5 protein-coding genes and 1 pseudogene are annotated in these 12,661 nt (G+C 45.0%); 3 read left to right on the top strand and 3 right to left on the bottom strand.

Annotated elements, in window-relative coordinates; genetic code table 11:
* Nucleotides 1–393: 393 nt before the first annotated feature.
* From RID09_RS24350 to RID09_RS24340, 3 genes and pseudogenes are all read right to left on the bottom strand, one after another.
* Nucleotides 394–1,185: a lamin tail domain-containing protein gene (locus RID09_RS24350; RefSeq protein ID WP_446338499.1), complete on the bottom strand. Its 792-nt coding sequence runs from the start codon at nt 1,183–1,185 to the stop codon at nt 394–396.
* A gap of 104 nt (nt 1,186–1,289) precedes the next feature.
* Nucleotides 1,290–2,111 carry a tetratricopeptide repeat protein gene (locus tag RID09_RS24345; RefSeq protein WP_446338498.1) on the bottom strand — a complete coding sequence of 274 codons (822 nt, stop codon included), beginning with the start codon at nt 2,109–2,111 and terminating at the stop codon, nt 1,290–1,292.
* Between the two features lie 344 nt (nt 2,112–2,455).
* Nucleotides 2,456–3,446, bottom strand: a pseudogene (locus tag RID09_RS24340) (zinc ribbon domain-containing protein); the annotation flags it as partial.
* 309 nt (nt 3,447–3,755) lie between these two features.
* Between RID09_RS24340 and RID09_RS24335 the strand changes: the two are divergent.
* The 3 genes from RID09_RS24335 to RID09_RS24325 all read left to right on the top strand — a co-directional run bounded on the left by RID09_RS24335 (nt 3,756) and on the right by RID09_RS24325 (nt 12,631).
* Nucleotides 3,756–5,816 carry an elongation factor G gene (locus tag RID09_RS24335; protein WP_446338496.1) on the top strand — a complete coding sequence of 687 codons (2,061 nt, stop codon included), beginning with the start codon at nt 3,756–3,758 and terminating at the stop codon, nt 5,814–5,816.
* Nucleotides 5,817–6,148: 332 nt separating this feature from the next.
* Complete coding sequence (locus RID09_RS24330) at nt 6,149–11,449, top strand: AAA family ATPase (RefSeq protein ID WP_446338495.1); 5,301 nt, start codon at nt 6,149–6,151, stop codon at nt 11,447–11,449.
* A 288-nt stretch (nt 11,450–11,737) separates the two neighbouring features.
* Entirely contained in the window at nt 11,738–12,631 is an 894-nt protein-coding gene (locus tag RID09_RS24325; RefSeq protein ID WP_446338494.1) for a prohibitin family protein, read from the top strand.
* The last annotated feature ends 30 nt before the right edge of the window (nt 12,632–12,661 follow it).

The raw sequence follows: 12,661 nt of genomic DNA, 5'->3' as shown, positions 1-12,661 counted from the left end.
TAGGTTGAGAAAAATGATTATTCAGAGGCTTGAAGGCGCAACACACTGTTCTGTGCAACTGGGGGTGAAGAAATGGGCTTAAATCCTTGTCTGGTAAGGTTTCTGCTATTCGCAATCACGCCTTTTGTGAGAAATGCGGGTTTTAACGTCATTCCACAGGATGAGATCGGGATCAATATACCAGTGGAAATATTGCATCATTGTGCCGTTGATTGACATTTTAATCCTCTCTTTTTTGTCTTTGAAGCGTATGAGATGGAGGAACAATGTTCCAGATTTGCCATGGCGTGTCTGGAACCAATCGGGGCGGGTTTAGTCTAATCGGGGTAATACAAGACAGGATAACCATGAAACCCACCCCGACAAAAAAGCTCTACTTTCCCCTACAATCCTTTATGATCCAAACCGAATCACTTCACCCGAACTCGCACGACTATAACTAACCATTGCCACCTCCTGTCCAGCAGAATTGAGTAAGCTAATAATACCAGAACTGTTGCCCAATTGCATCGAATTCGGATTGGCTCGCGAAATGGTAAAGCGCTTCACTTCTTGAGGTTGCAGCGTGCCATTAATCTCTTCAGGACGGTTTAATTTATCTTGCAGTTTCCAACCGGATAAATCAATCGCCTCATTCGTGGTATTCTGTAACTCAACCCACTCATACCCTTCGTCATTTCCTTCGGGGTTGGGTTGGCTGGCGACAATGATGACTACACCATTATTTTTAGTCACTTCATCAATCGGGACAACAACGGGTTCATCTGTGTTTGGTATTTCTCCATCATCCATTCCTAAGAAAATTGGGAAAAAGGAACGAATAAAATCACCGCGACTGCCATTGGGATTCGTACTGCGATACAAGACTAAATCATAGGTAGCACTATTGATACTAATCCGGCGCTTGTCAATAATTTTGCCGTGAACACTTTCATAATAAGCCACCGTTGCCATCGCCATTTCACATTCGGGACTGGGACCGACGAAGAATCCGCCTTTGAATTTAAAGAGTTGGGCAATGACCTTCCCTTGCATGTTAATCACATTGTTAATCATCTGCAAGGTAACAACATTAGGGTTTTGGGAACCATCCTCTCCCTTTAAGTCATACTTATATCCTAAATAATTCACCCGTTGATTCTTTTCATCTAGGTAGAACTTGACCCAAGAGTGGTATCCCGAAATTTCGCCAAAATTCTCTTTTTTACTTCCCGAATGGATATCAAATTTACCATCACCGATATAGAGAATTAATTAGGGCTTGTTGAATAAGGTGCAGCAAGCCCTAGCTAACGGTTGAGATCGCGAGTTTGCTCCAAAAGTTGTTCAGCAGAGGCTGACCACTGAGCGTTACCTTGAGCCTGATAAAGGTCTCTAGCATATTCTAGAACTTGCTGGGCATCGCTTAATCGATTTTGGCGCAGAAAGACTAAACCTGCCCCATAATAAGCATTGGCATAGTTAGAGTTACTTTCAGCAGATTGGCGGAAGGCTTCTAGCGCTCCATCTAAATCTCCCTGTTCAAATAAAATTGACCCTAGATTATAGTAAGCTTCTGGGTATTGGGGGCTGATTTTGATGGCTTGCTCAAATGCGGCTTTAGCCTGATCAAGCTGTCCCTGTCGCAAATAAACCAGTCCTAAATGATAAGTAGGTTCTGGCGCATTGCGGCTCAACTGCATCGCTTTCTGGAACGCCGCGATCGCAACCTCATATTCTCCCAATTCAGACAGCACTAACCCATAATTATAGTGGGCGACTCCCAACTCCGGATCAAGTTCAATTGCTCGTCTCAAAGCATCCCGTGCTTGGGGCAAATTCTTCCCTTCTAACAACGCCGCGCCTAAATTCGCGTAAGCCAGAGCAAAGTTGGGAGCGATCTGAGTCGCCTGGTAAAACGCATCGGCGGCTGCTTGTAATTGTCCGGCTTGGCGTAAGGCTAATCCTAAATTATAGTGCGCTGGGGCAAGCTGGGGGTTGAGTTGTGCGGCTTGACGAAATGCCGCGATCGCTTGGGTTACATTCCCTTGCTGAATTAACGCAAGTCCCTGGTTTAGCTGTTCTAGTGCAGCAGGTTGGGTTGGTTTTAGGGGAGGGATAGATTGAGCCAGATCATGAGCGGCTTGTGTCTGGAATAGGGGTGCAGGCTTGTATGTAGAGACGTGCCATGGCGCGTCTGGGTTCAGGGAAACTCTGCCCACCTGCTCTGATGCTAGGGAAGGATGAGCCGCAACTGGATCAATGCTAATACTCAGCAACAGTAAGCTCACGTTAAGCCTCAAGAATTTGAAACCTTTCTTCCGGCTTTTCTGGTTTCCCCATTCAGCTACCATTATCAAAAAATGTTAAAAAAATGTTAAAATTACTTGCCTTATGAATTATACCTTATGGCAACAGATATGGCTGTGACATCCTCCTACACCAAATTAGAGATTATGGTGTAGGCTTCCCCAAATCACTTTGAGGATTTCCTGGTTTTTCCCTTTCGGGGTTTCGCCACTTGCCTAGATGAACAGACGCTTCAAAAGCGCGTCTCTACGTCCCCGGTAGATCGGCTGCACAGGCAGTTTCCATTCCCGCAAGTCCTGCGGTACTAATTTGTTCTATTCCTCGGTTTCTAATCACCTGACCACTGGCGACATCTCTGTCGGTTTGATAGCCGCAGCGAGGGCAATCATGTACCCGGACGCTCAGATCTTTTTTGACTTCACTTTTGCATTCAGGACACTCCTGAGAAGTGCCTCTGGCATCAACAACAGCAAGTAAGGGCGAAGCATTTGCGGAGATTAGTGAACAGGAAGTGGCATAAGTATAGTACGCAAATGCTTCGCCCCTACACCTACATCTACCCCGATTGGGTGTCCGTGAGGATTAGGGTCAGGGACACTGATAGCACACTGAATGTTGACCGATGCATACCATTTATCAGCTTTGCGTATAATTCGCACCTGCTTAACCGTAAACCCAGATGGAATAGGTCGGTGCAGGTTAATTGGTATCGTCCCCAATTTTGGTAGTTTGACATGAAGGTTTGTTACTGGATTTTCCTTGAACTGAGGAAACAGCAACGACTTGAACTGCCCAAACTTTTTAGGTCGGGGAAAACCAAACCCACGAGATCTAAAATAATCCCAGCTTCTATGCAACTGCTTAATTGATTGCTGGAGAACTTGGGAAGGAACTGCCTTTAAATTGGGGAATTCCTTCTTAGCTTTCGGTAAATTATTAAGCTGCTGCACTTCACCAGGAAATGTGGCATTGGCTGGAATGATATACTCTTTTTTCAGGGAGCATCTATCAATCAAGCATTTACGACTATTGCACCAATCCTTTATCTCCCCCAATGCATAGTTGTATGCACGGCGGCAAATTTCCATCCACTCAATCAACCGTTGCTCTTGAGTGGCATCTGGATAGATTCGGTAGCGATAGTTAAAGGTCAGCATACCACTATTATATAACATTTAATGGTTAGTCGTGTACTGTTAAATGTTAATTTAGGTGAACATTAAGTTACCTAAATTAACTTGGGGAAGTCGTGTATCCCATCGCGCTCATCATAGATTACAGCGTGGGTCTTACAACCTCCCCAAACCCCCTGCTAAGATAAACAGAGAGTTGATCATCTGCTCAGCCAAACGATAAATGCCACAGATGGGCAGATTAAGAGGTGAACCAATCGCTGAATTGAGAGAGCAGACAAGACTTCACTCCCTTAACTGATCACCTGATTACCGTTAGTCCGGGGGAAAATTATGAACCAAAACGCTGTAACCGCCATCCGTAATGTGGCAATTGTGGGTCCTTATTTGAGTGGTAAAACCAGCCTGTTAGAAAGTTTGTTGTTCGTTACTGGGGCAACATCTCGCAAAGGAAGCATCAAAGATGGAAATACCGTAGGGGATGCGATCGCCGAAGCACGCGATCGCACGATGACGGTGGAGATTAATGTCGCCAGTACCGAATACCAGAACATTCGCTTTAACTGGATTGACTGTCCAGGTTCGATTGAGTTTGCCCAAGAAACCTATAATGCTCTGATGGGTGTCGATGCCGCTGTGGTGGTCTGCGAACCAACTAGCGATCGCGTTCTGATGCTCGCCCCCTTGTTCAAGTTCCTGGATGACTGGAAAATCCCCCACCTCGTCTTTGTCAACAAAATCGATCAACTCTCCTGTGACGGGGGAGCCTGCGGTCAATCCTATCGCCAGATTTTAGACGCCTTGAAAGGGGTATCCTCCCGCCCGATCATTCCCCATCAGTACCCGATTGGCAAAGGAGAACAGCTAATCGGGTTTATTGATTTAGTCACAGAACAAGCTTTTCATTATCATACAGGCGCTCCGGCTGACCCGATACCCCTGCCTGAGTCCCTCAAAGACGCCGAACACGCCGCACGGGAAGAAATGCTGGAAGCGTTGGCAGATTTTGATGACCACTTACTCGAAGAACTCTTAGAGGAAATTGAACCGCCCCAAGAGGAAATTGTCAAGGATTTGAAAATGGAATTGGGGGCGGATTTAATTGTGCCTGTATTTATCGGTGTCGCCGAACAAGATTATGGGGTGCGCCACCTGGTTGATGCCCTATTACGGGAAGCCCCAGCCCCAGAAGCCACGGCTGAACGTCGGGGATTGACGGGTAAAGGTGGTGCAACCGTGGCGCAGGTGCTGAAAACCTATTACACGCCCCAAGGGGGTAAACTTTCTCTGGCGCGGGTTTGGGCAGGTCAACTCACCGATGGCGCGGTTCTCAAGGGGATTCGGGCTGGTGGACTATACCATATCTTTGGTCAGCAACAACAGTCTACTCCAGAGGCAAAGGCAGGTGATATTGTCGCGATCGGACGATTAGAGGGGATTCACACCGGTGACACCCTGAGTACAGACGAGAAGGGGGCAAAAGAATTACCGAAAGCCCCAGCAATGAAACCCGTATATGGCTTAGCGATTACTGCCGAACAGCGCAAAGATGAAGTTAAGCTCAGTGGGGCGCTGACGAAGCTTTTAGAAGAAGATCCGTCATTAGCTTGGGAACAACATGAGGATACCCATGAAATTATCCTCTGGGGACAAGGTGAAATTCATCTGCAAGTGGCGTTAGACCGACTGCGGCGCAAATATAATTTGCCGATGAATACTCATCTCCCTCGGATTCCTTACAAAGAAACGATTCGTAAATCCATGTCCTCCCACGGGCGATATAAGCACCAAAGTGGCGGTCATGGGCAATTTGGGGATGTGTACCTGGATATTAAGCCCATGGAACGCGGTGAAGGCTTTAGCTTCTCGGAAACGATTGTCGGTGGTGCTGTGCCGAAACAGTATATTCCGGGTGTGGAAACGGGGGTGCGGGAGTATTTATCCCAAGGTCCTTTGGGCTTCCCTGTCGTCGATGTAGAAGTCACCTTAACCAATGGGTCTTATCATTCCGTCGATAGTTCGGAACAGGCGTTTAAACAAGCCGCACGAGTGGCTATGACGGAAGGAATGCCCAAGTGTAATCCGGTTTTATTGGAACCGATTATGACAATTCAGGTATCTGCGCCAACGGAATTTACCTCGAAAGTGCTGCAACTGATATCCGGACGTCGGGGACAAATTCTCAACTATGAACCCGTTTCGGGTTGGAACGGATGGGATCGAGTGTCTGGGTATTTGCCTCAGGCGGAAATGCATGACTTTATCATAGAGTTGCGATCGCTCACCTTAGGGATTGGCTTCTTTAACTGGGAGTATGACCATCTCCAGGAAGTTCCGGGTAAGTTAGCTGATAATGTCCTGGCGACTACGGGGAATGGGAATGGCAACGGATAGACACTGAAATGAAGTTAGGTTTGTAGTTGCGCTGTTTTCGCCATAACCACATTAGCGTTGACTACAAACCGAATCAGTAGGGGAAAGCTGAATACGTTTTTGGGTATTAGGTATTAGGTATTAGGTATTAGTGGCGTGGCACAGTTAAAATGGTGGATTAGCATTGTAGGGGCGCACCGACGTGCGCCCATCAAACCGTCAAATCTATCCCACAATTTTAGCTGTGCCGAGCCGGTAGCTTGCTTAGAGCGAAGCGAGTAGGACGAATGACGAATTATGAAACTTGTATGTTACAACCAGAATATTAAAATTCCCCTCTAGTCATACATGGCATGGTTTCTCTTGCTGGATACGAAGAGTTCAGGCAAATCCATGGTAGCGAGAACTCCCAAGTGTATCGCACTCGGCGGATTCATGATCGCCAACCCGTCATCCTCAAATTTCTTAACCGAGACTATCCCACAACCGAGCAAATTCGACGCTATAAACAAGAATATTATCTCACCTGCCAATTAAAGTCTCCCGGTATCGTTAAAGCCTATAGTCTGGAAGAATGGGGACGCAGTTACGCGATCGCCCTTGAGGATTTTGGTGGACTTTCTCTCCAACAATGGCTGAAACAGCGAGAACCCCTTTCCCTACAGGAATTTTTAGTCCTGGCAATTGGGATTACCAATAGTTTAGCACAAATTCACGCTCAACATATCATTCACAAAGATATTAATCCCGCTAATATTGTTTTTAATCCCGAAACCCAAGACCTAAAAATTATTGACTTTGGCATTGCCACTCAACTGAGTCGAGAAAATCCTACCCTAAAAAATCCCAATATTTTAGAAGGCACCCTGGCTTATATTTCTCCAGAACAAACGGGGAGAATGAATCGGGGGTTAGATTATCGCACCGATTTTTATTCCTTGGGAGTGACGTTCTATGAAATGCTAACGGGTCAATTGCCCTTTGCTAGTACCGATCCCCTAGAATTAGTCCATTGTCATATCGCCAAAACTCCACCGTCGCTATCCCATCAAGAGACAGAAAAGGGCGAACAGATTCCACCCGTGATTGCCGATATCGTGATCAAGTTGATGGCGAAAAATGCTGAAGATCGCTATCAAAGTGCTGATGGATTAAAAGCGGATTTAGAAACCTGCCTAAAACAATTAACAGAAACCCAGACTATTGCTTCTTTTACTCTCGGTCAACAGGATAGCTCTGAGCGCTTTCAAATTCCCCAAAAACTCTACGGACGAGACGCCGAAATCGCCACATTATTGGCAGCTTATGAACGAGTATGTGCGACAGGAACCGTTGACTTGATGCTAGTGACTGGGTATTCGGGTATCGGTAAATCCTCCTTGGTTCAAGAACTGTATAAACCAATTACAGCACGTCGAGGCTATTTTATTTCCGGTAAATTTGACCAATTTCAACGCACTATTCCCTATTCGGCAATCGTGACGGCGTTTCGTCGGTTGATTGAGCAATTATTAGGAGAAACCGAGGAGCAATTGCAAGTTTGGCGAGAAAAACTATTGCAGGCGTTGGGAAAAAATGGGCAAATTATTATTGATGTTATTCCCGAAGTCGAACTCATTATCGGTCAACAACCATCTGTTCCCCTATTAGGCGTCAACGAATCCCAAAACCGTTTCAATTTGGTGTTTAGCAACTTTATCCGCACGTTTTGCAGTGTTAAGCATCCGTTAACCATTTTCTTGGATGACCTCCAATGGGCGGATTTGGCAACCTTAAAACTAATGGAACGAATTTTAATCGACGGTGAAACCCACTATCTTTTACTCTTGGGAGCCTATCGAGATAATGAAGTCTCCGTCAGTCATCCCTTGGCAATTTCCTTGCAAAAACTCCAGCAAATTAAGGGTAACGGGATTCAGACTATTTGCTTAAATCCCCTGTCCTTCGAGCAAATCAGTTGTTTAACTCACGACACTCTCCAGCATCCGCCGCCACAGCTTCACAATTTAGCCCGTTTAGTTTGGCAAAAAACGGGAGGTAATCCGTTCTTTGTGAATGAATTCTTGCAAACATTATACGGCGAGAAATTTCTACAGTTTAATCGGCAACAGCGACGTTGGCAATGGGATTTGGCGGCGATTGAACGAACAGGCTTTACAGATAACGTGGTAGAACTAATGGTGGGGAAACTGAAAAAACTACCCTCCTCTAGCCAACAGATTTTATCCATAGCTGCTTCTTGTGGTGCAGAGTTTGACTTGAAAATTCTGACCTGGGTTGAGAAAAAATCGCCTCAAGATATTTTTGACTTATTAAAAGTCGCCCTAGAAAATGGCTTTATTTTTTCCTTATCCGAAGCCGATGAAAATTTGCTGATTCAGTCCTATAAATTTGGACATGATCGGATTCAACAAGCTGCATATTCGTTAATTAATGACCATCAAAAAAAAGAACTGAATCTGAGAATTGGTCGGCTGTTGTTGGAAAAGCTCTCTAGCCAAGAACGAACCGAAAAACTTTTTGAAATCGTCGATCGCTTGAATGCAGGTCGGTCGCTGATCACCGATGTAGCCGAACGGTTAGAGTTAGTCAAGTTAAACCTGTTAGCCGGGAAACAAGCCAAAAATGCCACGGCTTATGGGGCAGCTAGGGACTATTTAGTCGTGGCAATGGAAGAGTTAACGGATGAAGCATGGTCAAGTCAGTATGATTTGGTTTTGGAGTTATATAAAGAACGAAGTTTAGTTGAATATTTAAACGGAGATTTAGATAGATCAGAAGATCTGCTCAAGTCTACCTTGAAACAGGTGAAGTCGATATTAGACAAAGGAGAAATTTATAAACAGCTCAGTATTCAATACACGCTGATGGCTCGATACTCAGAAGCGATTGAAACCGGACGAAAAGCCTTGGCGTTGTTTGGCGTGGATTTACCCAAAACTAAGCTGAAAGCGGCGCTGGATGTGGAAGTTGAACAAGCCAAACAAAACTTAGGCGATCGCGAGATTGCTTCATTGTTATCAGAACCGGAAATTACGAGTCCTGAACAGAAAATGGTATTGCAATTATTGATCAATATTGACCCTCCTGCTTATTTTTCTAATCAGGAACTCTACCCTGTTATTGTGGTTAAGATGGTCAATATTTCTCTGTGCTATGGCAATATTCCCGAATCGGCAAAGGGTTATGTGACGTATGGCATTATTTTGGGTTCGGTTTTAGGGGATTATCAATCAGGATATGAGTTTGGTTGTTTGGCGGTAAAGTTGAGTGAGCGCTTCAACAGTCCGTTTCAAAAATGTGCCGCTTGTTTGGTTTTGGCGGGTCATTTAAATCATTGGGTGAAGCCCCTCAATTTAGCCAAACAGATTTTTGATGATGCCTATCACGCGGGGTTGTCATCGGGTGAATTACGCCACTCTGGCTATGCCTTAGAACATCAGTTGCGTTACTTGTTTTATCAAGGGGTAAATCTGGAAGAAATTCTGGAACTTTTGCCCAATTATTTGCAGTTTTTGCAAAAGACAAAAAATCAGTGGGCAATTGATGGCATGGTGGGATTTCACCTAGCTTTATTGAATTTGTTGGGACTGACTCAGAGTCACCTAGAGTTTCACAACGACGAGTTTAATGAATGTGGCTATTTGGAAACCTGTCGCGTTAACAATAGTTGGGCTTGGCTGTGTACGTTTAGTATTTTTAAAGCTCAACTATTGTATCTCTATGAGGAGTTTGAGATGGCTTTCGCCGCGATTTTAGAGGCTGGCAATTTTATCGATTTTGTGTTAGGTCATTTCCAAGGGGCTGAATATAATTTTTACTATTCCTTAATTCTGACATCCCTTTATCCAGAGGCAACTGAGGACACAAAGAAACAGTATTGGCAGCAGTTAGAGCGAAATCAACAGCAACTAAAAAATTGGGCGGATAATTGTCCCGAAAACTTCCTGCATAAATATTTGTTAATCGCCGCCGAAATGTCACGGATTTCGGGACATGAGATAGAAGCGATGCGGTTGTACGATCGTGCCATTGAGTCTGCCAGAGTCAACAAGTTTATTCAAAATGAAGCTTTAGCCAATGAACTAGCTGCTCGATTTTGGCTAGGGGAAAACAAGCCAGAATTTGCTCAAATTTATATCAAAAATGCTCATTATGGATATACAATTTGGGGGGCGAAACGGAAAGTTGAGGTGTTAGAAGCAAAATACCCGAAATTGTTGCGATCGCCAACAGCTCAACTGCCTATCTCAAAAACATTCAATACTTACACAACCAGCGACTCGACGAAGGGTGAACTGTTAGATTTAGCCACAACCATCAAATCCACCAATGCGATTTCCAGCGAGATAGTTTTAGATAAATTGCTGGCAAATTTAATGAATATTCTGGTTGAAAACGCTGGAGCACAACGGGGTATCTTGATTTTACCCAGTAGCAAGGGGTTACTTGTGGAAGCGACAAAAGAAGCTGATTCCCAGGACATTCCCGTACTGCAATCGATTCCTCTGGAGCAGTTTGAACGGCTCTCCTCAAAGATTGTCCATTATGTCGCCCGCACTTGCAAAACAGTGGTGTTAAATGATGCGACTCGTGACGATAACTTTGCCAACGATCCCTATATTCAACAGTATCAGTGTTTATCTATCGCCTGTACGCCGTTAATTAATCAAGGCAGACTCCAAGGGATTATCTATCTGGAAAATAATCTCACAACCGGAGCCTTTACCCAACAGCGCATGGCACTGTTACGAACCCTCGCCACCCAAGTGGCTATTTCCTTAGAAAATGCCAAACTCTATGACAATATCACCACCTTAAACGCCGCCTATGAACGGTTCATCCCGGCTCAGTTTCTCAGCTTTTTAGACAAAGCGAGCATTGTTGATGTTGAACTGGGGGATCAAGTTGAACGGGAAATGACGGTTTTATTCGCCGATATTCGGGATTTTACCACCTTATCAGAACAGATGACTCCGGCGGAAAATTTTGCGTTTATTAACGAGTATCTCAGTTATATGGAACCACAAATTCAAAACCATGGCGGATTTATCGATAAATATATCGGTGATGCGATTATGGCATTGTTTCCTAATTTGGCTGATGATGCGGTTCAAGGAGGAATTGCCATGCTGGAAGCGTTAAATCAATATAATCAAATTCGACAACAACGAAATCGGAAACCCTTACGGATTGGTATTGGGTTACATACGGGATTGTTAATGTTAGGCACCGTAGGTGGATTGGGGCGCATGGATGGAACTGCGATTGGCGATGCAGTGAACCTTTCCGCGCGGATCGAAGGGTTAACCAAAATCTACGGGATTTCGTTTTTAATCACCCATCAAACCTTGGGGCGGTTAAATAATCCCTTAGACTATGACTTTCGCTTTATCGAACAAGTGAAAGCTAAAGGCAAAGCCAAAGCCGTGGGTTTATTTGAAGTGTTTTCCGCCGATCCTCCTGAACTCCGAAACGCCAAACTTGTCACGAAAAATACATTTGAAAAAGCCGTGATGTTGTATCATTTCTGTTCTTTTGCCGAAGCCACCAGTTTATTTCAAGAATGCCTAGACTATCATTCTGGCGATCGCGCCGCCCAAAGTTATCTCGAACGCTGTCAAATCCAGATCAGAACCAATCCCTTGGAGTAGCAGGGGGAGCCATGTTCCAGACGTGCCATGGCACGTCTGGAAGCTGGGCACGTTTTTCGGGGCGGGTTTTACGATTATCTTTTCGGTTTCACCCAAATCTGGCTAAACCCGCCCCGACTGTCGTTAGCGCAAGAGACTTCCCGTGAAAGGTCTTGTATATTAATTTTTATAACCAAAATAGATCTTCTGCGTAGAATTCAAACCTGAAGCCAGAGTGATCGGTATAAACTCGCCAGTGACGGCTGTTCAATACAGAGAAACTGACGAAACCATTCCTTAAAAACGCTTATGTCATTCATTGCTTCACTCTTAACCACCCTTGTGGCAATCCTCGTCTTTTTGACGAGTGCCAAAATTCCCGATAAACGGACAAGCTTAACCGTGCGAGCCGTAGCATTGCTCGTTGGCGTCGTTGCTGTGATTGCCTCCGTTTTTAGAACTCTGATTATTATCCCGGCGGGGAATGTTGGTGTAGTCGAATTATTCGGAAAAGTAGATCAACGCCCCCTCAATCCAGGTGTCCATTTAGTGAACCCGTTCGCTGAGGTGGAAGATTTTTCCACGCGACTGCGAGATATCAAGGAAACCATCGAAGCGACATCCCAGGAAGGATTAGCGTTTAATATCGATGTCTCTCTTCAGTACAGACTTGAGCCTAACAAAGCAGCCGATGTGTATAAAACGATTGGCACGGAAGAAACGGACATTATCACTTCCCGATTTCGTTCCCTGGTGCGAGAAATTACCGCTAGTTATCCAGCCGAAGCCATTTACTCGTCGAAACGACAAGAGGTTGCCAATCAGCTTCGTCAACGGCTAAGTGAACAGTTGACTCCCCTAGGTTTTGTGGTTGATCAGGCTCTGTTGAGAGAAGTTAAATTGCCAGAAACGCTGCAAGCGGCTGTACAGCAGAAGCTGGCTACAGAGCAAGAAAGCCAGCAAATGAAATTTACCTTAGAAAAAGAGCGTCAAGAGGCAGAACGCAAACGTATTGAAGCTAGAGGGACAGCAGATGCTCAAAAGCTTATCTCTCAGGCTCTTAATCCGCAATTTCTCAGGTTAAAGGAAATTGAAGCAATGGAAAAACTGGCGAGTTCCGACAATGCTAAAGTCGTGATTATGGGCGGTGGATCGGGGGAAGCGCCAGTGATGTTCCAGCTTGATTCGGCTCAAAGTCCGTGATCGTTATTGGTTATTTGTTTTTTATTCCAC

This window comes from Coleofasciculus sp. G1-WW12-02, from assembly GCF_040219735.1.
Classification (GTDB): domain Bacteria; phylum Cyanobacteriota; class Cyanobacteriia; order Cyanobacteriales; family Coleofasciculaceae; genus Coleofasciculus.
This window is presented reverse-complemented; position numbering and strand designations above follow the sequence as displayed.

Coding starts and splice junctions, on each gene's coding strand:
- RID09_RS24335 (WP_446338496.1), top strand. CDS start 3,756: ATGAACCAAAACGCTGTAACCGCCATCCGTAATGTGGCAATTGTGGGT.
- RID09_RS24330 (WP_446338495.1), top strand. CDS start 6,149: ATGGTTTCTCTTGCTGGATACGAAGAGTTCAGGCAAATCCATGGTAGC.
- RID09_RS24325 (WP_446338494.1), top strand. CDS start 11,738: ATGTCATTCATTGCTTCACTCTTAACCACCCTTGTGGCAATCCTCGTC.